Raw genomic sequence first — 21,535 nt, forward strand, 5'->3', positions numbered from 1 at the left:
ATGGCGGCGGCGAGGCGCAGGGCCGCGATGAGGCTGTCAGGACGCGTGGTGCCTGCGGCGGCGGCGTCATAGGCGGTGCCATGGTCCGGGCTGGTGCGCACCACGGGCAGGCCGAGCGTGACGTTGACGCCGCCCCAGAAGTCCAGCGTCTTGACAGGGATCAGGCCCTGGTCATGGGTCATGGCGATGACGGCGTCATAGGCGCCGGACAGGGCCTCTGCGAACACGGTGTCGCCGGGGCGGGCGTCGGACATGTCCACGCCCGAGAGGCGCAGGGCATGGGCGGCGGGGTTGATGACGGCCTGTTCTTCGGTGCCGATGGAGCCCTCTTCGCCCGCGTGCGGGTTGAGGCCGGAAAAGGCAATGCGCGGTGTGGCGAGGCCGAAATCGCTGCGCAGGGCACTGTCGACGATGTGGCCGAGCGCGACGAGCCCGGAAACGGTCAGCGCCTTGCCGACCTTCATCAGGGGCATGTGGATAGTGGCGAGTGCGACGCGCAGCCCGCCGCCGACCAGCATCATCACGGGCTGCGGAGCAGGCTCGTTCGGGTTGGTGCAGAGATGGGCGACGTACTCGGTGTGGCCCGGATAGGAAAAGCCGGCGCTGTAGAGCAGGGCCTTGTTGATGGGGTTCGTGACAATGCCGTCTGCGGCGCCGTCGAGCGCGTGGGAGGTGGCGAGCGCGATGGAGCGGATGATGGCGGGTGCGGCATCCGCATCGGGCTGGCCGGGCTGCACGTCAGGCACATCGGCCAGTGCGAGCACCGGCAGGGCGTCCGGGAATGCGTCGCGGGCTTCCCCGGGCGAGGCGATTTCGCGGACCGGGACGCGGGCGGCATAGAGCGCGGGCGCGCCGATGACGTAGAAGGCGAGGGCGGGATCAGCCCGCAGCTGCTGCCAGGCCGCTGCCGTGATGGCGGGGCCGCAGCCAGCGGGGTCGCCCATGGTGAGGGCAAGCAGGGGTGTGTGTGTCCGGGTCACGCGCGGAGGTGTGGTGGCAAAAGACCGGCCGTGCAAGCCCTATCGGTAGATGATCGTGGCTTCGCGGCGGAGATTGCGAAGCTCGCGTTCGGAGATCATGCCGAGTTCGCGGTTCTTGAGGCTGCCCTTGAGATCTTCGCGTGACGGCAGGGCTTCGGCGCCATCCTGACGGTCGCAGACATACATGACGGCGAGGCCGCCCGAGGCCGCGAAAATGTCGGTCGCCTGGCCCACTTCGGTGGCCAGGACGAGGGATTTGCCTTCCGGACCAAGTTCCTCGACGTTGATTTCATTGAGGTCAGCGGCGCGCAGATTGGTCTTGGAATTGGCGATGCTCTGGACGTCAGAGCAGCTCTTGATCTGTTCCATGGCCGCCTTGAGGTCGGCTTCGGACCCGTCGGACACGTAAAGGCGCTTGAGGTTGACCTTGGTCACTTCCTGGCTGGGCTCCCGCTTGTTGGCGACGAGCAGGAGGTAGACGCCATTTTCGACCACGACTGGCTCCAGCAGGCCGGGCTGATCAGCTGCCGTGACCGCTGCGGCCAGTTCCGGCGCGAGGTCTTCGGCAGACATCCAGCCCATGTCACCACCAGTCGCGGCGGTAGGGGCCGACGAGATGCGCTGGGCTGCGACGCGGAAATCGGCGCCCTGCTTGAGCTGGTCGAGGACGGCATTGGCGGCGGTAATGGCCTGCTCGCGGGTTTCGGCATCCGGCGCAAACAGGAAGATTTCAGAGACGCGGTACTGGGTTTTTTTCGAGGCGGAACGCATGCGGTTTAGCTGGTCGTCGACCTGGTTGTCCGAGACGCGGATACGCGAGCCGTACAGGCCGCTCATGACGCGGTTCCAGGCGATCTCGGCCCGCATCTGCTCTTCAAGGCTGGCCGGGTTGACGCCTGCCTGCAGAAGCTGGGCCTTCAGTTGGTCGCCCGTTGTGCCGCCCTGGCGGGCCATGTCTTCGACCGCACCGGCGATTTCAACGGCATCGATTTCCATTTCGAATTCCGAGGCTTTTTCAAGCTGGAGGCTTTCGTCGATCAATTGTTCCAGCGCCTGGCCGGTGATCTGCTGGATCTGTTCGGCCGACGGTTGCTGGCCACCGACGCTGAGCAGGAGGAGGCGCGCGCGCTGGCGCACGTCGGAATAGGAGATCGGCTTGTCGTTGACGACGGCGGCAATGCCTTCAAGCGGCAGGCGGCCGGGATCAGCAGCGTCCTGTGCCGTGGCGACGCCTGCAGCGGACATGGCGAACAGGGAGGCAGCAACAAGTAACTGACGGATCATGTAGTCTCTCCATTGGGCACCCAGCCAGGCCCCAAGTCTTTCAAGTTAGGCGGACCATACAAGTCCTGCGGGCAGGCGCAACGGATCAGGGCAGTGCTCCCTGAATCGTTACGGAAAATTAGTGTTGGGTGCGAGGCTGGCGCGCGAACCCGGCCGGCCGCCGACTCAGTCGAATTCACTGGATCCGAAATCTCCGATGGATTTGAGCGAGAAGCGGAACTGGAAACTTTCCGACGGGCCGAGGGTGCGGTCGTTCAGTTCCGAACGCTGGTAGATGATCTCGAAGCGCGAACAGTCGTCCTCATAGGCAACGCCGATTTCCCGCTTGGCGTTCAGATCGGCCACAATATCCCGCAACTGGCCGAAAACCAGCGAGAAACGGTCGGTTACGCGCATTTCACCGCGCAGGAATATGCCCTCGTCCGGGCGGCCCAGCGGGCTGATCCGCTCGTTGATCTTGTAATACTGGCCGACCGCGCGCAGCCGCTTGTAATTGGTGCTCAGCCGGGCGTCGATGCGGTTCAGCTTGAACCCGTCATCATCCAGCCGGACGCGCGTATCGAGGCGCAAGGCGCTGCCGAAATCTGCCGTGGATTCAGCCACCCAGTCCGATGACGTGCCGTCGAGATTGCTGGCCACGTCGAAATTGGGATCGGCGCGTGAGCGCCAGCGCCGGCCGACTGTCGTGCTGAATTCCGGGCCGTTCCTGAACTTGGCGCGGGCCGAGACCCCGGCGGCAGCCTTGCCGTCGCCTTCGTAGAGGTCGTAATTGCCGAACCCGTTGGCCGCGAACAGGTCGCCCTCATCAAATTCGTACAGGATGCTGTCTTCGTTCGGGATGGCCGTGTCGTTAACGTTGGAAAAGCCCCAGGCACCCATCACTGCGGGCTCGACGATGAGGTCGACAATCTTGCCCGGACGCACCAGCGGATAGGCAATTTTCACGCCTGCATTGCCCACGGCGCGCGTGACGTCGGGCTTGCCGGAGATGCTTTCGTCCAGCGCGTAATAGTCAGCGCGAACCTCGGCGAAGGGCTCGACCGTGAAGCCGCCCGGCAGGACGCCGAGCTTCGACCAGTCGCCACCCACGCTGACGCGCTGGCTGTCGGCGCCGATGTCCCGTGTCAGCAAGGCGGATGACACGTTGACGGAGGCAAAGCCGTAATCGCCCATGTCCCAGTATTTTTCCCCGAAGAAGACCGGCGCGACGGACGGGAGGCTGCCATCAATGTCACCGGCGCGCAGGCCCTGGAAGTCCAGCACAGCGATATCCGTGTAATAGCTGTCGCCCTGTCCGATCGCGAAGAGCTGCGACAGAAGCCGGCGGGGCTGGCTGGTATAGAGGCCGCGCCGTTCGCCCTGTCCGTCAATGTCGTAGCGGCGGTCGTACAGGTCGTCAGTCTGGGTTTCGACACCGAAGCCCCACTGCCATTCCGGCGTGATGGCAAACAGGCCCTTGCCGTAAACGTGGCCACGCCATTTCTCATCGCCGAAACGCTCGCCATCGCTGTCGAAATCGGCTTCGCGGGTGATGCTGGTGCTGAATTTGACGCCGCCGGAATAGAACCGTTTGCGGAAGTCGAGTCCCAGCAGGGGATTCACATTGGCGCTGACCATTGGGGCAATCGTGACGTCCGAGGAGTCTGAATAGGCCCAATAGTAAGGCTGCTGGTAGAAGGTCCCGAGTTTCGAGGACACGCCGCCCGATGGCATGAGAAAGCCGGAACGCCGGTCAGAGGTCGGGTCCGGGTGGGCCAGATAGGGGAAGTAGAAGACGGGGATGCCTGCGACTTCAAAGACGGCGTCCCGGTAGGAAATCATCTGGCTTTCCTGGTCGAGCACGGCGCGGCGGGCGCGCAGGGACCATGTTGGCGTCGTATGCTCTTCGCAGACGGGGCAGGCGGTATAGATGACCTGCTCCAGCGCATTAACGCCATCCGTCTGGCGGATCGCCGAGTTCGAGACGACCGTTGCACCATCCGGCAGGCGCGCCGAGAAGCCGATGGCATAGCCGTCAGTCAGTTTGGAATTGACCTCGATCTCGTCAGCAAATTGCTGCGAGCCGTCAGTATCGACGATGACGACATTGCCGGTGGCGCGTACGCGGTCGGTCGTCTTGTTGTAGACGATCCTGTCAGCGCGCAGCACGCGCGCTTCGTACAGCGCCTCGACATTGCCTTCAGCGACAATGCTGTTCTCTTCCTGGATTTCGTAGATGTAATCGGCTTCGAGAACGACGCGTTCAGGTGTCTCGGTGGCCGGCTTGGCAACACTGGAGGCGTCCTGCGCGTGCGCGGAGGCGGCGCCGGACGCAACCAGACCCAATGCTGCGGCGTAAAGAAGCCAGTTCGCCAAGTCCGGGTCACCTCAGTTACAATAGCGCATGGAATGGGCACTGTGTGCCGGCGCCGTTTCATTAATCAGACTGGAGGCTTAGAGGCGATGGCTCGGATCGTCCAGCCATCGGCGGCTCATGGCGGCATTTTCATGCTTACGGCGGTGTTTTCGCGACACAGGCGGGCGGTCAGACAGCCCGCACGGCGAGTCCGCCTGACAGGGTCACGGCTTCGCCGGATAATTCGAGTTCTGCAAGGATTGCTGCGCAACGCGCCGCGCTGAGCCCGCTGGCGCGGGCGATCTCGTCAATCGGCATGGGGTGGGGCGAGAGGGCTTCGCGCACCCTGGCGACCTGGCTGTCTGGCAGGGGTCATCGTGCGATTCGGGGTCGTATGGGGGTGTTTCGGGGCTGGAGACGTGGCCAAAGCGGAGGGATGAGAGGATTTCGATCACGTCAGCCGCGTGGCGGACCAGCGAAGCTCCCTGATAAAGCAGGGCATTGGTGCCGGCTGCGCGCCGGTCCAGTGGCGATCCCGGCCTCGACCTCGTCAACCGACGGGGCGGTGATGGGCGGCCGCGCCCGGCGCGCCGGGCAATGTCGGACAGCGCATCGATGGCGGCTGCGGGGCTGCCGAAGCGTTTCAGCAACTGGGCGAAAGTGACGGGGCCGACATTCTGGGTGCGGGAGAGGCGGATCCAGTCCCGCCGCTCGCTGTCGGACAGGGGCCGCGCCGGGCTCATGCTTTGGGCTTGGCCTTTGGTGTGCCGAACTTCGGCTCGGTACCTTTCAGGAGGCGGGCGAGGTTTGTCCTGTGGGTCCAGAACACGAAGACCGACAAGAGGGCGAGGCCGCCGATGATGAACAGGTTGTGTTCCCCGAGGAGGTAAGCACCGGGCGGGACGAGAACAGCGGCCGTGAGGGCCGAAAGTGAAGAAGTGCGGCTGAGGGTGAACACGATCAGCCAGACCGGCGCAGCAGCGAGGAAGCCGGGCAGCGAGGTGAAGAGGAGCAGGCCGGCATAGGTGGCGACGCCCTTGCCGCCCTTGAAGCCGAGCCAGACCGGATAGCAATGGCCGACAAAGGCCATGGCACCGGCCACGAAGCCGATCTCGCGTCCGAACAGCCAGGTAAAGGCGAAAGCGACGAGGCCTGCCTTCAGGCTGTCGAGGAGGAGGGTTGCGAGCGCGAGGTCCTTGCGGCCGGTGCGCAGCACATTGGTGGCGCCGATACTCTTCGAGCCGATGTCGCGTATGTCACCCAGCCCTGCAGCCCGGGTCAGCAGCAGTCCAAAGGGAATCGAGCCTGCGAGATAGCCGCACACTGCCGCAGTGCCATATCCGATCCATGCCTGCATGCCGCCGATTCCCTGCCGTGTTGCCTGATAATGGTCTACGGACACGGCCCGCGCGCGGCAAGAGCCTGGGATCAATCGCCAAGCAGGGCGGCGCGGATCGGCTCGATCCAGGCTTCCTTTTCGGGATCATAGGCCTGGAAGTTTGACGAGAAGCCCCAATGGCACCATCCGAACTGGTTGGCTTCAGAGAGGTGGCGCACCGTGCTGATCCATTTGACGCGCTCCTCGACCGACGCCGCATCAAATACGCCGAACTCGCCGAGCAGCAGGGGCATGCCATGCGTATCCCTGAAGGCGGCCGCTGCGCGGAAATCCGCCGTCATGCGGGCCAGATCATCCTCGTTACCCCATTGTGCGCCGATAGGCGGTGTCGGCTTGAAGAATTCCGCACCCTGGTGGGTGAAGGAAAATGGATCGTAATAATGCCATGACAGCATGATGCGCGGATCTTGAGGTGGCTGGCTCTCGATGAGGCCGGGCAGGGAGCCCCATTCCGCCGTCGCGAGGAGAATCCAGCGATCAGTCTGGGTCTTGCGAATGTTAGCGACGATGCGCTTGTTCAGCGCGTCGGTACGCTCAACGGTCATCTTCGTGTGTGGCTCGTTGAGGACTTCGAAGATCAATGTGTCGGGATAGGCAGCATAGTGTGCCGCCAACTGGTTCCAGATGCCTTCCAACCGGCGTTCGTGCTTTGAGGGGTTGTGGTGGATCTGGTAGTAATGATGCACATTGAGGATGACATTCATGTCCTTCGCCAGGGCGTAGTCGATGATCTCATCTGTCCGTGCCAGCATATCGCTGTCGAGTTCATAGCGTCCCGACTTGCCGGCATGCGCTGACCAGCGCACAGGCAGCCGGATCGTGTCAAATCCTGCGTCCGCGATCTTGTCGATATCCGACATGCGTACGGTATAGCCCCACTCACCTTCGGAAGGACCCTCCAGCGCTCCGCTCAGGTTCATGCAACGCTGCACCGGCGAAACGAGCGGCTTGTAGGCAACACTGCCCAAATCCGACACGCACGCTGCGCTGACTGCCAACGTCAGCGCAAACGCAAGAACCACACGCACAGACCTGTCGTACAATTTCCCCATGAGAGTATTTGACAGCAGCAGTGCGACGGGGTCAACGCCAAGTCGCCTGATAAGGGAGTTTGGATCGATCACTTTTTGTCAGGGAGATTTGCCTGGCTTTCAGGCATCAGGGTGCAGGCGCGAAGTCGAACACGGTTTCGCCGCCGACAAATGTGCGCAGGATGCGGCCCTGCAGGCGGCGGCCATCGAAGGGCGAGTTGGTCGAGCGTGAGCGCAGGTCTTCGCGCACGCAGAGCCAGGGCTTGCCGGGATCGAACAGGATCAGATCGGCCGGCGTGCCGGATTTCAGGCGGCCCTGCGGCAGGCCTAGCAGGTCGGCCGGGCGGCAGGTGACCGGAGCGAGCGCGTCGAGCAGGGGCAGGCCCGCATCGTGGACGAGGCTCATCAGCGCGGCGAGCGTGGTTTCAAGGCCAGCAGCACCGAAAGCCGCTTCGCCGAACGGCAGGCGCTTTTCTTCCGGGGGCTGGGGATCATGGGCTGAGACCACGGCGTCGATCTCGCCGCGTTTCAGGGCGGCGATCAGTCCTTGCCGTGTGTCCTCGTCGCGGAAGGGCGGGTTGACCTTGCAATAGGTGAGATAGTCGCCGACGTCGCGTTCGTTGAAGAACAGCGTGTGGGCGGCGACCGTGGCGTGAACCTTTGCGCCGCGGTCGCGGGCCCCGGCGAGGATATCCAGCGTGCGGGCGGTGGAGACCTGGTCGACCACGAGGCGGCAGCCGGTGGTTTCGGCCAGCATGACATCGCGGGCCGCGCCGATCCATTCGGCTTCGACCGGCATGCCGGAGAGGCCGAACCGCGCGGCAAACGCGCCGGCATTCATCACGCCGGAGCCGGACAGGGCGCGGTCATCGGGCCGGGACATGACAATGGCGCCCCGGCTGGCGGCATAGGTCATGGCGCGCTTCATGATCGAGGCATTGGCGATGGGCATGTCGCCATTGGTGAAGGCAACGGCGCCGGCATCGGCCATGAGGCCGATCTCGGCCATCAGTTCGCCCTGCAGGCCAACCGAAAGTGCGCCTGCCGGATAGATGCGGGCCTTTGCCGTTTCGCGTGCCCGTTCCTTGATGAAGCGGACGAGGGCAACATCGTCGATGGTGGGGCGGGTGTCGGGCATGACGACAAAGCTGGTCACGCCTCCGGCAAGGGCGGCGCGTGAGGCGGTGGCGAGGGTTTCCTTCTGCTCGTCGCCGGGCTCGCCGGTCTTGACGCGCAGGTCGATCAGGCCGGGCGCGAGGCAGAGGCCGCCCGCGTCGAGCGTTTCCTTTGCATCGGCATGCGCGCCGGACTGGCCCTGAGCCACATGCTTGATCCTGCCCTTGTCGATGAAGACCGCGCCGGGCGCATCGAGCCCCGTGGCCGGATCGAGCAGGCGGGCATTGTGGATGGAAAGGCTCATCGGTGTGTCCCCGCCAGAAGGTCAAGCACGGCTTCGCGCACGGCGACGCCCATTTCGACTTGTTCGGTGATGACCGATTGCGGGCCGTCGGCAATGGCGCTTTCGATCTCGATACCGCGGTTCATCGGGCCCGGATGCATGACCGTTGCGCCCGGCAGGGCGAGCGCAAGGCGGTCTGCGGTGAGGCCGAAATAGCGGAAATATTCGCGGCGGCTGGGCAGGAAGGCGCCGTCCATGCGTTCCAGCTGGAGGCGGAGCATCATGACAACATCCGCGCCCTTGAGGGCGGCGTCGAAGTCGGTCGTGGCGCTGGCCGCACCCCATGTGTCGGTGCCGGGCGGCAGCAGGGTGCGGGGGCCGCAGAGGTGGACCTCGGCGCCGAGCAGGTGCAGCGCCATCGTGGTGGAGCGGGCGACGCGGCTGTGGGCGATGTCGCCGCAGATGACGACCTTGAGGCCTTCGACGCGGCCCTTGTGGCGCCGGATTGTCAGCACGTCGAGCAGGCCCTGCGTGGGGTGTTCGTGGGTGCCGTCACCGGCATTGATGACCGCGCAGTCGACCTTACGGGAGAGGAGCTTGGCGCCGCCGGAGGCTGAGTGGCGGATGACCAGCACGTCCGGCTTCATGGCGTTCAGCGTCATCGCCGTGTCGATCAGGGTCTCGCCCTTCTTCACGCTGGAATTGGCGACCGGCATGTTGATGACATCGGCGCCGAGGCGTTTGGCGGCGATCTCGAAACTGCTCATGGTGCGGGTGGAATTCTCGAAGAACAGGTTCACCACGGTGCGGCCGGTCAGGACAGGATCGGCGCGCTGGCCGGAGCGGGTTGCATCCGCATAGCTGTCGGCCAGATCGAGTATATGGGTGATGTCGAGGGGGTGAAGGCCTTCGATTCCCAGCAAATGCTCGTGATCGAAGTTGTAGCTGTATCCCGCCATTGCCATGGAGGCCCTTTCGATTTTTGGCGGTTTAGGCCCGTTTCGGGCTGTTCGCAAGTGTCAGCCGCTGACGAGGAAGTAGAACAGCGGCAGGGTCAGCATGGCGAGCACGGTCTGGACGGCAATCAGGTTGGCCGCGAGGGGGGCGTCGCCGCCGAGTTCGCGGGCGAGGATGTAGGAACTGGTGGCGGTGGGGGTGGCGGCGCAAATCACCGCGATGGTGAGGGCCATGCCCGAGAGGCCAAAGGCGAGGCCGAAGGCGATGGCAAGTGCGGGCATGCCCAGCAGGCGGACGAGCGACCAGGTAAGCGTGCGGGGCCCGGAGCGCTTCAGGGCCGAGAGGTCAACGCCTGCACCGGCGGACAGAAGGCCGAGCGCGAGCGCGGCGTCGCCCAGGATGCGCAGCATGTCATTGGCGAGGCGGGGCAGCTCGATACTGGCGGCCGCCAGTGCAAGGCCGATGATGCAAGCGAGCACGATGGGGTTGCGTACCAGGGCGAGCAGGGGGCGGGGCGCCGGGCCATGGGGCGTATCGGCATGGGCGATGAGGGCGTAGACCGACAGGACATTGGCGGTCGGGATCATCACAGCGGCGGCGATGGTGACAAGGGCGAGGCCTTCCTGGCCATAGAGCAGGCTGCCGATGGAAAGCGCGATCATCGTGTTCCAGCGGACGTTCGACTGGATGATGGTGCCGATTGCGGGCCGTTCCATGCCGGGCAGCAAGCGCGCGCCGAGGCCGATGGCGCCTAGCACCAGCTGGGCGATGATCAGTGCGGCGGCGAGGCGCCAGGGCGCGGTCTCGAACGGCGTGTTGGCAAGGGTGCGGATGATCAGCGCCGGAAACAGGACGACATAGGAGAGGCGCTCGATGGCGCGCCAGCTCTCAGCGGGAATCCATTTGCGGGCTGAGAGAACGTGTCCCAGCGCCACGATCGCGATGACCGGCAGCAGGGCGTAGAGGAAGCCGCTCATCCAAGGCGGTCCAGCGCGTCGAGCGCGGATTTGAGGATCACGGCGGCGGCCGAAGCGTCAATACGTTCGGCGCGGCGCCTGGCTGACATGTCTGCAGAGATCATTACGCTTTCCGCCTCGGCGCTGGACAGGCGTTCGTCCTGGAAGGCGACAAGTACGTCGCGGCGCAGCAGGATATTGTAGACCAGCGCGCGAGTGGACTGGGCGCGGCGGCCTTCCGTGCCGTCCATGTGGAGCGGCAGGCCGACAATCAGTGCAACCGCCTTGCGCGCGTCATAGATCTCGAACAGTCGCGTGATGGAGGGGCCGAGTGTCTTGCCGCGATGGATGGTTTCCACCGGGCTGGCGATCATGCGCGTGGCGTCAGTTGCCGCGACGCCCATGGTCCGTGTGCCGGGGTCGATACCGAGAAGCACGCCGGTGCGCGGCAGGGAGGCAAGATCAGTTACGGCCAAAACGGTCCTGTCCGAAAAAAAGTCAGCTCAGGATGAGCGCTATAGCGGCTTGATACGCCCTTGCCTATCGCGTATTCGGGCCGGATCGAAGCCACGCCACCGGAGCCCGCGCCATGAGTGTTACCAAGGATGATGTCCGCAAGGTTGCCCGCCTGTCGCGCATTGCCGTGCCCGAGGAGCGCCTCGAGGAGATGGCCGGAGAGCTGAACGGCATTCTCGGCTGGATCGACCAGCTGAACGAAGTCGACATCGAGGGCGTCGAGCCGATGACCTCGGTTGTCGAGACAAAGCTGCCGATGCGCGAGGATGTGGTGACGGATGGCAACATCCAGGACCAGGTTCTGGCCAATGCGCCGCGCAGCGAAGACGGGTTCTTCGTTGTGCCGAAGTCGGTCGAGTAGGCGCCCGCGGGTTCCTCAGGGAAACGAAGTGCCGGCATGGCCTTATTTAAGGCGCGGTGACCCCCCACCTGTTGGAGAGGATCCGATTCGGGTCCCTGCACAGGAACGCACATCATGGCCAAGGGTCAGAAGAAGACGAACAAGGAAGTCCGCAAGCCAAAGGCGGAAAAAGTGAAGACGAACGCGTCCAACCCCTCCCTCAAGACCGGGGCGATCAAGGGGCTTGAGCACCTCAAGCGCTAGGCTGCCCGGACCGGACCTGACGTTGCGTCCGTGATTGCCGGTGACCGCTGACCGGCGGCATAGTCTCCCGACACAAACCGGGAGGATGCCATGTCCGTGATGACGATCGAAACCAGGGATCATGTTTCCCTGCTGACGCTGCGCCGGCCGCAGGTGATGAATGCGCTGAACTACGAACTCTACATGGCGCTGGAAGACGCCGTGCGCGAGAGCGATGCGCGGGTCATTGTCATTACCGGAGAGGGGCGCGGCTTCTGTACCGGTGACGATGTAAAGGAAATCCTGAGCCAGAAGGCGAAGGGGCCGGCGGAAATGAAGGCGCGCGGGCGCCGCACCGGCGGCCTGACGCCGGCTGCGGACGCCTTGCTCTATACGGACATTCCCGTGATTGCGGCTGTCAACGGCTTTGCGCTGGGCTGGGGCATGGAGCTGGCGCTGATGGCGGATATCCGCGTCGCGTCGGAGACGGCGAAGTTCGGAGAGCTGTTCGTGCAGCGCGGGCTCTGCTGTGATGCGCCGGGCCTTGGGCGTCTGGCACAGGTGGTGGGCCGCGAGCGGGCGGCGGAACTCCTGTTCACGGGCGACATCATCGACGCGCAGACGGCGAAGGAGATCGGCCTCGTGTCGCGGGTCGTTGCGCAGGATGACCTGTTGCCGACGGCCATGGGTATTGCGGCGAAGATCGCCGCCAATCCGCCGCGTGCGGTGCAGTCGATCAAGGCCGGCCTGCGGCGCACGCTGGACCCTGACTGGCGCGATGTCGGCAACTGGGCGATCAAGGAAATCCGGACCCTGATGGAAACGGAGGATGCCGCCGAAAGCGCCGCCGCCTTCCTGGAAAAGCGAAAGCCTGTGTTTACAGGCCGCTAGGCGCGGGATCGGTCAAATTTCACCGATCGGTTTCAGTATAAATCAAAGCTGATGTGTCAGTAAGGGACATGACCAAAGCCGTTGGGGGCCGAAAAGTTATGTCTGTCGTATCGCAATTTTCGCCTGTTCCGTTCGAAGACCAGCCAATCCTGGACTTTTACAATCCGGAGGCCGCAACCTTCCAGGCGCAACTGGGTGCATACGTTCCGCGACGGATTGAAACGCTGATCGAACAGGCGGTCACAGGCTTCGGCAAGGAACCGTTCCTGACAACGGCGCTGCCGAATGGCGCGAGCGCGACCCTGACCTTTGCCGAAGTCGACAGGCATACCGCGAACCTTGCACGCTACCTGCGCGAAGAGCTGAAACTGCAGAAAGGCGATGTCGTCGCGCTCCAGTCGCCTAACTGCATATCCAACGTGCTGGCCATGCTGGGTGTGCTGCGGGCCGGCCTTGTGCTGACCAATATCAATCCGCTCTACACCGCCCACGAGACGCGCCGCCAGCTGCGCGATGCGCAGGTCAAGGTGCTGATCACGTCAAGCCTGTTCCCGGAGGTGGCCGAAGAGGCCGTTGTGGGGACAGGTGTTGTGTCCGTCATCAGCCTGTCGCTGACCGACTTTTTCTCGCCGCTGAAGAAGACGGTGATGGATTTCGTGCTGCAGCACGTCAAGAAAATGGGCCGGCCGCTGAAGATTCACAATGTGCCCATGGCCGATGCGCTGAAGCGCGGCGCGGCGCACGACACGCCGATGTCGCTGTATGCGCAGGACCGGGATGCCAATGAGGATGCGATCTTCCAGTATTCCGGCGGCACGACCGGCATATCCAAGGGCGTGCGCCTGACCGAAGCGGGCGTCGTGACCAATGTCGAACAGTTTGCCAGCCTGTCGCCGCACATGATCGATGCGCCGTCCCAGACCATGCTGCTGGTGCTGCCCGTCTACCATGTGTTCGGCCTGTTCTCGTCGATCATCGCGCTGCGCAATGCGGCGCACCTGGTTCTGGTGCCGAGCCCCAAGCCGCTGTCGAACCTGAAGGCGGCCTTCCGCAAGTTCCGCCCGAACGCCTTTCCCGGTGTCAGCACCCTGTTTGCCAAACTGATGGACGAGGCGTGGTTCTACGAAAACCCGCCGCAGCTGACGCTCACCATTTCCGGCGCCATGGGGCTGAACCCCGAAGTGCGCAAACAATGGATCGGCCTGACCGGATCGAGCGTGGTCGAGGGCTACGGGATGACCGAGACCACGACGCTGATCAGCATCAACCCGCCTGATGCGCGCACGCGCGCCGGGTCTGTGGGCATGCCGCTGCCGGGAACCGCCGTGTCGATCCTGCGTGACGATGGCAGTTTTGCCGGGCCGGGCGAGACGGGCGAAATTGTCGTGGCCGGGCCGCAGGTGATGGCGGGCTATCTCGGCCGCCCCGAGACGACAGCAGCAGCGTTTCATGTCGGCTGGATGAAGACGGGCGATGCGGGCTATCTCGATGATGACGGCTTCCTCTACCTGGTTGACCGTCTCAAGGACATGCTTCTGGTCGGGGGCTTCAATGTGTTCCCCAACGAAGTCGATGCCGTGCTGGCCGAACATCCGGGGATCGAGGAAGCGGCCGTGGCGGGCGTGCCGGACGGGAACATGGGTGATACGATGCATGCCTTCGTCGTGCGGCGTGACCCGGACCTGACAGCGGCCGATGTGATGACGCACTGCGCGTCTTTCCTGACGGCCTACAAGCGACCGCGCAAAGTGCATTTTGTCGATGAATTGCCGAAATCGCCGATTGGCAAAGTGGTGCGGCGGGAGCTGCGCGCGCGGGTCAAGGCTGCGGCCGACGGCTGACGCTTCGCAATCGGGAGTGGGCCGCTTCACATCCTGAAGCGGATCGCTCCAGACCCTGAACTATTTGCCGGTACCGTCCGGGCGTACTCCTCTGCGTGTCAACACGCCAAAGAGGAGACAGGCAGATGACAACGAAAACACCCCGGTCAGGCCAGCTTGGACAGGTGATGGCAGCCCTTGGCACGACGCTGTTTTACCTTGTGATCACCGCGATGGTTTTCACCCCGGCAGGCTACACCGCCTACATGCTCGCATGAGGGGCGGCGGTCAGATGATCTCGTCGGCGAAATCCTCGTAATCGATGAGGATTTCGTCGCCGGGCGCGATAGCCCGACTGGCCGTCAGGGTGACCGTCTGGGCGGAGGCATCGACGGTGAAGCCGGCATTGGCTTTCGGGCTGTGATTGCACATGGAGATTTCCCCGAAGGCGACGGCGGCCCGCATCTCGCCCTCGGCATTCTCGTCGACATAGAACACGTAATGATGGAGCAGCGTGGCGCGCACCGCAGCGGTGTCTTCCGTCGAAAGCACCAGCAGCGGGTAGACCGCGATCGTGGCCCCGGGGGCGATGGCACGGGCGGCGAACAGGCCGCGGCCATGGAAGGGAGAGTCTTTTACCTCGACGAACGAAGCCTGTGCGGATTGTGGCATGCGCCCGTCTCTAGCACAGCTGCCATCGGGCGCTATTCGGTTTCTTCGGTCTCTTCCGGCGCCTTGGCCTTGGAATCCCACTTGTGGACCGATTTGATCATGCAGCGCTGCACGCCGAAGCCGGTATCATCGTGAAAGCCTGAAATGGAATCAGAGGTGATGAGATGGTCACCCTTGCCGAGGCAGTTGGTCGTGGAATCCACCGCGATCTGCTGGGCCTGATCGAGATTGAAGCAGTTGCCGTAGACTTCGACCAGGTAATCATCCCGGCCTTTCGAGATCACCACCGTGTCATCCGTGGCATCGTGGAAGCCGGAAATCGTCGAGGTGAAGCAGACATTCCGGACCTCTTCGCCAAGCCGGGGGTCACCGGCAAACTGGGCGACACCCTTTGGCTTTGCATCGGCCGGAGCCTGGCTGGCGCAGGCGGTGAGGAGGACAGAAGCGGCGGCAAGGAGAGCGAGGCGCATGGGATATCCTTTTTTCGGGTTGCTGCCCGCGGAAAACGTGGAAACCCGGGCAAATGTTCCGTTTCCAAGTGATGCCCCGGGCTGCAGGAACTGACAAGCGCGGTCACGGAGACTTGAACTTTCCCCTCAAGCCGTCATAGCAGGCGGGCAGATTTCTTCGCGGGATTTCACATGACCGAATTGACCAAACTCACCCTCGCCGCAGCGCTGGATGGCCTGAAAGCCAAACAGTTTTCGTCGCGCGAGATCACGCAGGACTTCGTCAGCGCCATTGAAGGCGCGCGGATGCTGAACGCCTATGTCGTGGAAACACCGGAAAAGGCGCTGGCCATGGCCGATGCGTCGGATGCGAAACTGGCCAAGGGAGAGGGCGGCAGGCTGGAAGGCGCGCCGCTGGGCATCAAGGACCTCTATTGCACCAAGGGCGTGCGCACGACGGCGTGCAGCGGCATCCTCGGCGAGTTCACCCCGACCTATGAATCCACCGTCACGCAGAACCTGTGGGACGAAGGCGCGGTCATGCTGGGCAAGCTCAACATGGACGAATTCGCGATGGGATCGTCCAACGAGACATCGCACTTCGGCAATGTGGTGAACCCCTGGCGGCGCGCAGGCGACAATCAGGGCCTGACGCCGGGCGGCTCGTCGGGCGGCTCTGCGGCCTCCGTCGCGGCGGATCTCTGCCTTGCGGCGACTGCGTCCGATACTGGCGGCTCGATCCGCCAGCCGGCGGCCTTCACGGGCACCGTGGGCATCAAGCCGACCTATGGCCGCGCCAGCCGTTACGGCATGGTGGCCTTCGCCTCCTCGCTCGACCAGGCGGGGCCGATTGCCAAGACCGTGGAAGACAGTGCCATCCTGCTGGAAGTGATGTGCAGCCATGACGCGAAGGATTCTACCTCGCTGGATATCGCGACGCCCGACTGGCGCAGCGATGTGTCCAAAGGCGTGAAAGGCATGCGGATCGGCATTCCGAAAGAATACCGGATGGACGGCATGTCGGAGGAGATCGACGCGCTGTGGAACCAGGGCATTGCCTGGCTGAAGGCGGCCGGGGCCGAGATCGTGGATATCAGCCTGCCGCACACGAAATACGCGCTGCCGGCCTATTATATCGTGGCGCCTGCGGAGGCTTCGTCAAACCTCGCGCGCTATGACGGCATGCGCTATGGCGCGCGCGTCGAGGGCAATAACCTGGCGCAGACCTATGAAGGCACGCGGGCCAGCGGCTTCGGCAAGGAAGTGCAGCGCCGCCTGCTGATCGGCACCTATGTGCTCTCCAGCGGCTATTATGACGCCTATTACCTGCGCGCGCAGAAGGTGCGGACCAAGATCCTCAACGACTTCGTTGACGCCTTTGAGAGCTGCGACGCGGTGCTGACGCCGACCTGCCCGTCACCCGCCTTTGCCTTTGGCGAGAAGAGCGGAGATCCGGTGGAAATGTATCTCAATGATGTGTTCACTGTGACGGCGAACCTTGCCGGATTGCCGGGCATTTCCGTGCCCGCGGGCCTGTCGAAAAGCGGCCTGCCGCTCGGCCTGCAGGTGATCGGCAAGGCGCTGGACGAGGCGGCCTGCTTCCGCGTTGGCGGCGAACTGGAACGTGCAGCTGGTTTCGTGGCTAAACCTGACCGCTGGTGGTAGGCTGGCGCACATGAAACGCTTTCTCGCCCTTTTCGCCGTCATGCTCGTCATCTGTCTCGCCCTGATGTGGGGGATGATGGCGCAGAACGGGTATGACCTGTTTGCGCCGGAGATGAGCGGCATGCTGGTCGTGGCCGTGCTGGTGGCGGCCTATGTCGCGTTCCGTATCTCGCGGATACTGGACAAGCGTAGCCAGCGCGCGCATGACGGCTCGCCGCTGAAGGGCGCGCAGAAATCGAAACTGTCCGGCCTGTTCAATTCCAGGAGCCCGGCCCAGCAGGCACGCGAGGCCCGTGTGGCGGCGCGGCGCAAGCAGCTGATCGCCGAGGGCAAGCTGGAAGACGAGACGCCGGCCGAGCTGGAGATTCCCCCGGTGCCGGAGGGCGAAGTGCCCACGCGGGCGCCGCAATCGGCCTCGGTCAAGGACCGGATGGACGCCCGGCGCGAGCGCTACAGGCGCGCCAAGGAAGAAGGCAAGATCTAGGCGCTCAGGCCCTTGCAGGGCGGAGCGTGACCGGGGCCGCGCGGGGGGCGGCCGGCGTTTCCACGTGCACTTTCCTGCCGCCGGGGCCTTCATCATTGTCATCCTCATCGCCGCGCGACCTGTCGGTAATGCGCGAGAGATAGATGCCGACGCCGACAAGCCCGCCAACCGGGCCGAATTGCAGCATCATCGCCGCAACGAAGATGATCGGCATGTCGAGCCTCATGTTGCCGAGCGCCTGCAGCACGAGGAACAGGCCGACCGCGCCAACCAGCAGGCCGCACCCGAATCCGATGATCAGGTGCTTGAGAAGGCCGCGCACAATCGGCCGTTCTTCCTCTCCCGATCCGTCCAGAATCATCTTGAACAACATGGTTTTCCTCCCCGTGCGCTTTTACGCTTGCCGCATTCTTGATCAGTGCGACGAAAAAGAAAAGCCTTCGCGCCAACGTGCGGTCATGTCCGCTCGACAGGGCGGGCCGCTTGCCGTTAGAAGGACGGCTTGTTTGAATTGGTCATAAGGGCAGGTCATGTCAGCGCGCACACCCTACGTACTCAAAGGCGATACCGGCGACTGGGAAGTCGTCATGGGGCTGGAGATCCATGCGCAGGTGGCCTCGAATGCCAAGCTGTTCTCGGGCGCCTCGACGGCGTTTGGCGCGGACCCGAACTGCAATGTCTCGCTGGTCGACGCCGCGATGCCGGGCATGCTGCCGGTGATAAACCGGAAATGCGTGGAACAGGCCGTGCGCACGGGCCTTGGCCTGAAGGCGCAGATCAATCATTATAGCCGGTTTGACCGGAAGAATTATTTCTATCCGGACCTGCCGCAGGGCTACCAGATCAGCCAGTTCGCCCACCCGATTGTCGGCGAGGGCGAGATCGAGGTGGATGTCGAACCGGCCCATGGCGGCGAGGCCTACAGCTTCACCTGCCGGATCGAGCGGCTGCACTTGGAGCAGGATGCCGGCAAGTCGATCCACGACATGGACCCGAATTCGACCTATGTGGACCTGAACCGCTCCGGCGTGGCGCTGATGGAAATCGTGTCAAAGCCGGACGTGCGCTCGCCTGCCGAGGCGGCGGCCTATGTAAAGAAGCTGCGGGCCATCGTGATCGCGCTCGGCACCTGTGACGGCGACATGGACAAGGGCAATCTGCGCGCCGATGTGAACGTGTCTGTCTGCCGCCCCGGCCAGTACGAGAAATTCCGCGAGACGGACGATTTCAGCCATCTCGGCACGCGCTGCGAGCTGAAGAACATGAACTCGTTCCGCTTCATCCAGCAGGCCATCGAATACGAGGCGCGCCGCCAGATCGAGATCATCGAGGGCGGCGGAACGGTTGACCAGGAAACGCGCCTGTTCGACCCGGTGAAGGTCGAGACGCGGTCCATGCGTTCGAAGGAAGACGCGCACGATTACCGCTATTTCCCGGACCCGGACCTGTTGCCGCTGGAAATCGAGCAGGCCTGGATTGACGAGATCAGGGCCAGCCTGCCGGAACTGCCGGACGAGAAACGCGCGCGGTTTGAATCCGAATACGGCATCTCGCACTATGATGCCGGCGTGCTGATCGCGGATGCCGACAAGGCGGAATATTTCGAAACCGTGGCCAAGGGGCGCGACGCGAAACTCGCGGCCAACTGGGTGACGCAGGAACTGTTCGGCTATCTCAACAAGGAAGGCCTGGAACTGGCTGACAGCCCGGTTTCGGCGGAGGCGCTCGGCGGCCTGATCGCGCTGATCAGCGACGAGACGATCAGCGGCAAGATCGCCAAGGACGTGTTCGCGCGCATGATCGCGGGCGAGGGTGAGGCGGCCGCCATTGTCGAAAAGCACGGCCTGAAACAGGTGACGGATACCGGCGCGATCGAGAAGGTGGTCGACGAGATCATCGCGGCAAACCCGGAACAGGTCGAAAAGGTGAAGGACAAGCCGCAGACGCTCGGCTGGTTCGTCGGCCAGGTCATGAAGGCCTCCGGCGGCAAGGCGAACCCCAAGGCCGTGAACGATATATTGAAGGCGAAGCTGGGGATTTAGGGCGGCGTTGCCGGCGACGCGCCTCCCTCTCCCCCTGGGAGAGGGGGGTTAAGGGCTACAACTTCGCCCGAATCCGCCCCGCCAGCTTCTCAAGCTCGCCCATATCCGCCATGCCGCCGCTGCCGTGGCGGCCGAGGGGGACGCCTTCCTGGCGGGGGATAATGTGGAAGTGGAGGTGGTAGACGGTCTGCCCGGCGGGGGCGCCGTTGAACTGGGTGACGACGAGGCCATCCGGCGTCAGCGCCGCCTCGACGGCCTTCGCGACTTTCTGGACAATCAGCATGTAGGGCCCGAGCTTTTCCGGCGGCATGTCGAGCAGGTTGCGCGCTGTCACGTCTTTCGGGATGACCAGCGTGTGGCCTTCGGCCTGCGGGAAGACGTCCATGAAGGCAAGGGCGGTATCATCCTCGTAGACCTTCACGGCAGGCATCTCGCCGCGCAGGATTTTCGCGAAGATGTTGGTCGGGTCGTAAGTGTCGTGAAGGGTCATGAAGGATCAGTGCTTTCAGTTTGGCGAGTGCGAATGGATTTGCTTCGAAGGTACAGGTTCCGCAGGAAAAACCAAACGGACGCGAGGATGAATCACTCCGTGGCGAACGTGAGGGCGATTACACGGGCGTGCCAATAGCGAGGATGGATCGGCTCTATCGTTTCGCCAGTGGCTTCGATCAGACGTTGCTCGGCGGTCTGGACCATTTCATTGAGGTAGACTTTTGCAGCATCGATCTGCGATGCCGGATGGCGCACCTGAATGCCGCCGATAAGGGGAACCACGTGCCATTCGAGTATCGCATGGTTGAGATTGTCGATGGCGGCGTCGAACCCGGCGTCCTGTAGTGCAGAACAGACCACAAGGGCTTCTTCGACACGGCTATAATTGCGCAAGACGACAGATGGGCTCATTCGCCCTTCTTAAAGGGCGTTCTATCTGTGAGATAGTCCATGTCGGATTCAACCGCGTCGCGTTCGCGGGTGAGGTAGTCGGCGACGGCGTTGCGCAGGCCGGGATGGGCGATCCAGTGGGCCGAGCGGGTGAGGACGGGCACATAGCCGCGGGCGAGCTTGTGGCCGCCCTGGGCGCCTGCCTCGACATATTGCAGGCCGCGCGCAATCGCAAAATCGATGGCCTGGTAATAGCAGGTCTCGAAGTGGAGCATGGGGCGCTGGTCGCTACAGCCCCAGTATCGGCCATAGAGCGTGTCCGAGCCGATCAGGTTCATGGCGCCCGCGATGGGCTCGCCGTCTTCCATGGCGAAGATGAAGAGGAGGTCATCGGCCATGCGCTCGCGCAGCAGGGAGAAACTCCGCCGCGTGAGATAGGGCGAGCCCCATTTACGGCTGCCGGTGTCCATGTAGAAATGGAAGAAATGGTCGAGATGGTCCTCGGTGATGGCATCGCCGGTGAGGTGGACGAAATCGAGCCCTTCCTGCGCCCTGGCGCGTTCCTTGCGCAGGTTCTTGCGCTTGGCGGACGAGAGGGCGGCGAGGAAATCGCCGAACGTGCCGTAGCCGTCATTCACCCAGCGGAATTGCTGGTCTGTGCGCGAAAGGAGGCCGGTATTGGAGAGGATTTCGGCGTCCGCATGATCGACGAAATTGATATGGAGGGAGGAGAGGTAGTTTTCCTCGGCGAGCTGGATGGCCCCGGCGAGGAGCGCCGCCTTCAGCTGGGCCTCGTCCGGGCCGCGAGGCACGAGGCGGCGGCGGCCGGTGACGGGGGTGAAGGGCACGGCCGAGAGCAGTTTCGGGTAATAGGCCCCGCCCGCGCGTTCATAGGCATCGGCCCAGCTCTGGTCGAACACGAATTCGCCGCGCGAATGCATCTTGGCATAGAGCGGCATGGCGGCGCGCAGGCGGCCATTCCCGCCCCGGATCAGGAGATGCCGCGGCACCCAGCCGGTGGCCGGTGTTGCGGCGCCGCTGCTCTCCATCGCTTCGAGGAATTGCCATGTCAGGAAGGGGTCGTAGCGTTCCCCGGGCGGGTTGGCGACGGCATTCCACTCGTCGGGCGACACCTCGGCCAGGCCGGGGGCGATGGTGATCTTGAGCGCGCTGTCGTCCATGCCCGTCAA

24 protein-coding genes and 1 pseudogene are annotated in these 21,535 nt (G+C 63.7%); 8 read left to right on the plus strand and 17 right to left on the minus strand.

All coding sequences use genetic code 11. The annotated features are described in order from the left end of the window. The 11 genes and pseudogenes from pdxA to ruvX form a co-directional block, all read right to left on the minus strand. Positions 1–980, minus strand: a 980-nt coding sequence (pdxA, locus tag VR74_RS05365; RefSeq protein WP_299949660.1) for a 4-hydroxythreonine-4-phosphate dehydrogenase PdxA, incomplete at its 3' end; no start/stop codon positions are given. Positions 981–1,019: 39 nt separating this feature from the next. After that, positions 1,020–2,264: a peptidylprolyl isomerase gene (locus VR74_RS05370; RefSeq protein WP_045695030.1), complete on the minus strand. Its 1,245-nt coding sequence runs from the start codon at positions 2,262–2,264 to the stop codon at positions 1,020–1,022. A 165-nt stretch (positions 2,265–2,429) separates the two neighbouring features. Next, on the minus strand, positions 2,430–4,619 hold the full coding sequence (gene lptD, locus VR74_RS05375) for an LPS assembly protein LptD (protein ID WP_045695031.1): 2,190 nt from the start codon (positions 4,617–4,619) through the stop codon (positions 2,430–2,432). A 169-nt stretch (positions 4,620–4,788) separates the two neighbouring features. Next, a complete protein-coding gene (locus VR74_RS20545) occupies positions 4,789–4,944 on the minus strand; it encodes a hypothetical protein (protein WP_299949662.1) in 156 nt (51 codons plus the stop codon). A gap of 284 nt (positions 4,945–5,228) precedes the next feature. After that, positions 5,229–5,342 (minus strand): annotated as a pseudogene (locus tag VR74_RS21520) (DNA-protecting protein DprA); the annotation flags it as partial. Next, positions 5,339–5,956, minus strand: coding sequence for a glycerol-3-phosphate 1-O-acyltransferase PlsY (gene plsY, locus VR74_RS05380; protein ID WP_045695032.1), 618 nt, complete (start codon positions 5,954–5,956; stop codon positions 5,339–5,341). The pseudogene VR74_RS21520 and the gene plsY, both read right to left, overlap by 4 nt. A 71-nt stretch (positions 5,957–6,027) precedes the next feature. Beyond that, positions 6,028–6,918 (minus strand): glycoside hydrolase family 5 protein, encoded by an 891-nt coding sequence (locus VR74_RS05385; protein ID WP_299949664.1) that lies wholly within the window; start codon positions 6,916–6,918, stop codon positions 6,028–6,030. Positions 6,919–7,156: 238 nt separating this feature from the next. Beyond that, a complete protein-coding gene (gene pyrC / locus VR74_RS05390) occupies positions 7,157–8,449 on the minus strand; it encodes a dihydroorotase (RefSeq protein ID WP_045695034.1) in 1,293 nt (430 codons plus the stop codon). Further along, positions 8,446–9,387 (minus strand): aspartate carbamoyltransferase catalytic subunit, encoded by a 942-nt coding sequence (locus VR74_RS05395; protein WP_366462211.1) that lies wholly within the window; start codon positions 9,385–9,387, stop codon positions 8,446–8,448. The genes pyrC and VR74_RS05395 overlap by 4 nt, the downstream gene beginning before the upstream one ends. A 60-nt stretch (positions 9,388–9,447) precedes the next feature. After that, on the minus strand, positions 9,448–10,362 hold the full coding sequence (locus tag VR74_RS05400) for an AEC family transporter (protein ID WP_045695037.1): 915 nt from the start codon (positions 10,360–10,362) through the stop codon (positions 9,448–9,450). After that, complete coding sequence (gene ruvX / locus VR74_RS05405) at positions 10,359–10,817, minus strand: Holliday junction resolvase RuvX (protein ID WP_045695039.1); 459 nt, start codon at positions 10,815–10,817, stop codon at positions 10,359–10,361. The genes VR74_RS05400 and ruvX overlap by 4 nt, the downstream gene beginning before the upstream one ends. Before the next feature lie 113 nt (positions 10,818–10,930). Between ruvX and gatC the strand changes: the two genes are divergently transcribed. The 5 genes from gatC (at position 10,931) to VR74_RS20555 (ending at position 14,429) form a co-directional block, all read left to right on the plus strand. Next, entirely contained in the window at positions 10,931–11,218 is a 288-nt protein-coding gene (gatC, locus tag VR74_RS05410; RefSeq protein WP_045695041.1) for an Asp-tRNA(Asn)/Glu-tRNA(Gln) amidotransferase subunit GatC, read from the plus strand. A gap of 114 nt (positions 11,219–11,332) precedes the next feature. Then, the gene (locus VR74_RS20550; protein ID WP_277813145.1) at positions 11,333–11,461 is read left to right on the plus strand and encodes a hypothetical protein; all 129 of its coding nucleotides are present in this window, start codon (positions 11,333–11,335) and stop codon (positions 11,459–11,461) included. 90 nt (positions 11,462–11,551) lie between these two features. After that, positions 11,552–12,331, plus strand: coding sequence for an enoyl-CoA hydratase-related protein (locus tag VR74_RS05415; RefSeq protein ID WP_045695042.1), 780 nt, complete (start codon positions 11,552–11,554; stop codon positions 12,329–12,331). Positions 12,332–12,399: 68 nt separating this feature from the next. Further along, positions 12,400–14,172 carry an AMP-binding protein gene (locus VR74_RS05420; RefSeq protein ID WP_299949666.1) on the plus strand — a complete coding sequence of 591 codons (1,773 nt, stop codon included), beginning with the start codon at positions 12,400–12,402 and terminating at the stop codon, positions 14,170–14,172. Between the two features lie 125 nt (positions 14,173–14,297). Next, the gene (locus VR74_RS20555; RefSeq protein ID WP_299949668.1) at positions 14,298–14,429 is read left to right on the plus strand and encodes a hypothetical protein; all 132 of its coding nucleotides are present in this window, start codon (positions 14,298–14,300) and stop codon (positions 14,427–14,429) included. Between the two features lie 10 nt (positions 14,430–14,439). Here VR74_RS20555 and VR74_RS05425 read toward each other — a convergent pair whose 3' ends face one another. Both VR74_RS05425 and VR74_RS05430 read right to left on the minus strand, forming a co-directional pair. After that, positions 14,440–14,823 carry an SET domain-containing protein-lysine N-methyltransferase gene (locus tag VR74_RS05425; RefSeq protein ID WP_299949670.1) on the minus strand — a complete coding sequence of 128 codons (384 nt, stop codon included), beginning with the start codon at positions 14,821–14,823 and terminating at the stop codon, positions 14,440–14,442. Positions 14,824–14,855: 32 nt separating this feature from the next. After that, on the minus strand, positions 14,856–15,293 hold the full coding sequence (locus tag VR74_RS05430) for a DUF6491 family protein (protein WP_299949673.1): 438 nt from the start codon (positions 15,291–15,293) through the stop codon (positions 14,856–14,858). Positions 15,294–15,464: 171 nt separating this feature from the next. Between VR74_RS05430 and gatA the strand changes: the two genes are divergently transcribed. Together gatA and VR74_RS05440 are read left to right on the plus strand one after the other, a co-directional pair. Beyond that, on the plus strand, positions 15,465–16,937 hold the full coding sequence (gene gatA, locus VR74_RS05435; protein ID WP_045695044.1) for an Asp-tRNA(Asn)/Glu-tRNA(Gln) amidotransferase subunit GatA: 1,473 nt from the start codon (positions 15,465–15,467) through the stop codon (positions 16,935–16,937). Positions 16,938–16,947: 10 nt separating this feature from the next. After that, positions 16,948–17,421 carry a hypothetical protein gene (locus tag VR74_RS05440; RefSeq protein WP_045695046.1) on the plus strand — a complete coding sequence of 158 codons (474 nt, stop codon included), beginning with the start codon at positions 16,948–16,950 and terminating at the stop codon, positions 17,419–17,421. Between the two features lie 4 nt (positions 17,422–17,425). Here the strand turns inward: VR74_RS05440 and VR74_RS05445 are convergent, their stop codons facing one another. Beyond that, positions 17,426–17,794 carry a hypothetical protein gene (locus tag VR74_RS05445; protein ID WP_045695048.1) on the minus strand — a complete coding sequence of 123 codons (369 nt, stop codon included), beginning with the start codon at positions 17,792–17,794 and terminating at the stop codon, positions 17,426–17,428. Between the two features lie 157 nt (positions 17,795–17,951). On the opposite strand from VR74_RS05445, the gene gatB reads away from it, so the two are divergent. Then, positions 17,952–19,463: an Asp-tRNA(Asn)/Glu-tRNA(Gln) amidotransferase subunit GatB gene (gatB, locus tag VR74_RS05450; RefSeq protein WP_045695049.1), complete on the plus strand. Its 1,512-nt coding sequence runs from the start codon at positions 17,952–17,954 to the stop codon at positions 19,461–19,463. Positions 19,464–19,518: 55 nt separating this feature from the next. On the opposite strand, the gene VR74_RS05455 is transcribed toward gatB, so the two are convergent. The 3 genes from VR74_RS05455 to VR74_RS05465 form a co-directional block, all read right to left on the minus strand. Beyond that, positions 19,519–19,953: an HIT family protein gene (locus tag VR74_RS05455; protein WP_045695051.1), complete on the minus strand. Its 435-nt coding sequence runs from the start codon at positions 19,951–19,953 to the stop codon at positions 19,519–19,521. A gap of 92 nt (positions 19,954–20,045) precedes the next feature. Beyond that, positions 20,046–20,366, minus strand: coding sequence for a hypothetical protein (locus VR74_RS05460; RefSeq protein WP_045695053.1), 321 nt, complete (start codon positions 20,364–20,366; stop codon positions 20,046–20,048). Then, entirely contained in the window at positions 20,363–21,526 is a 1,164-nt protein-coding gene (locus VR74_RS05465) for a GNAT family N-acetyltransferase (RefSeq protein ID WP_045695055.1), read from the minus strand. Before VR74_RS05465 ends, VR74_RS05460 begins: the two co-directional genes overlap by 4 nt. Positions 21,527–21,535 lie beyond the last annotated feature (9 nt).

The organism is Hyphomonas sp. BRH_c22, assembly GCF_000961795.1.
Taxonomy (GTDB): Bacteria; Pseudomonadota; Alphaproteobacteria; order Caulobacterales; family Hyphomonadaceae; genus Hyphomonas.

Excerpts from the sequence above, each read along its gene's own strand:
- VR74_RS05370 (WP_045695030.1), bottom strand. The coding sequence starts at position 2,264 with ATGATCCGTCAGTTACTTGTTGCTGCCTCCCTGTTCGCCATGTCCGCT.
- plsY (WP_045695032.1), bottom strand. The coding sequence starts at position 5,956 with ATGCAGGCATGGATCGGATATGGCACTGCGGCAGTGTGCGGCTATCTC.
- VR74_RS05385 (WP_299949664.1), bottom strand. The coding sequence starts at position 6,918 with ATGAACCTGAGCGGAGCGCTGGAGGGTCCTTCCGAAGGTGAGTGGGGC.
- pyrC (WP_045695034.1), bottom strand. The coding sequence starts at position 8,449 with ATGAGCCTTTCCATCCACAATGCCCGCCTGCTCGATCCGGCCACGGGG.
- VR74_RS05395 (WP_366462211.1), bottom strand. The coding sequence starts at position 9,387 with ATGGCGGGATACAGCTACAACTTCGATCACGAGCATTTGCTGGGAATC.
- VR74_RS05400 (WP_045695037.1), bottom strand. The coding sequence starts at position 10,362 with ATGAGCGGCTTCCTCTACGCCCTGCTGCCGGTCATCGCGATCGTGGCG.
- gatC (WP_045695041.1), top strand. The coding sequence starts at position 10,931 with ATGAGTGTTACCAAGGATGATGTCCGCAAGGTTGCCCGCCTGTCGCGC.
- VR74_RS20550 (WP_277813145.1), top strand. The coding sequence starts at position 11,333 with ATGGCCAAGGGTCAGAAGAAGACGAACAAGGAAGTCCGCAAGCCAAAG.
- VR74_RS05415 (WP_045695042.1), top strand. The coding sequence starts at position 11,552 with ATGTCCGTGATGACGATCGAAACCAGGGATCATGTTTCCCTGCTGACG.
- VR74_RS05420 (WP_299949666.1), top strand. The coding sequence starts at position 12,400 with ATGACCAAAGCCGTTGGGGGCCGAAAAGTTATGTCTGTCGTATCGCAA.
- VR74_RS20555 (WP_299949668.1), top strand. The coding sequence starts at position 14,298 with ATGACAACGAAAACACCCCGGTCAGGCCAGCTTGGACAGGTGATGGCA.
- VR74_RS05425 (WP_299949670.1), bottom strand. The coding sequence starts at position 14,823 with ATGCCACAATCCGCACAGGCTTCGTTCGTCGAGGTAAAAGACTCTCCC.
- VR74_RS05430 (WP_299949673.1), bottom strand. The coding sequence starts at position 15,293 with ATGCGCCTCGCTCTCCTTGCCGCCGCTTCTGTCCTCCTCACCGCCTGC.
- gatA (WP_045695044.1), top strand. The coding sequence starts at position 15,465 with ATGACCGAATTGACCAAACTCACCCTCGCCGCAGCGCTGGATGGCCTG.
- VR74_RS05440 (WP_045695046.1), top strand. The coding sequence starts at position 16,948 with ATGAAACGCTTTCTCGCCCTTTTCGCCGTCATGCTCGTCATCTGTCTC.
- VR74_RS05445 (WP_045695048.1), bottom strand. The coding sequence starts at position 17,794 with ATGTTGTTCAAGATGATTCTGGACGGATCGGGAGAGGAAGAACGGCCG.
- gatB (WP_045695049.1), top strand. The coding sequence starts at position 17,952 with ATGTCAGCGCGCACACCCTACGTACTCAAAGGCGATACCGGCGACTGG.
- VR74_RS05455 (WP_045695051.1), bottom strand. The coding sequence starts at position 19,953 with ATGACCCTTCACGACACTTACGACCCGACCAACATCTTCGCGAAAATC.
- VR74_RS05460 (WP_045695053.1), bottom strand. The coding sequence starts at position 20,366 with ATGAGCCCATCTGTCGTCTTGCGCAATTATAGCCGTGTCGAAGAAGCC.
- VR74_RS05465 (WP_045695055.1), bottom strand. The coding sequence starts at position 21,526 with ATGGACGACAGCGCGCTCAAGATCACCATCGCCCCCGGCCTGGCCGAG.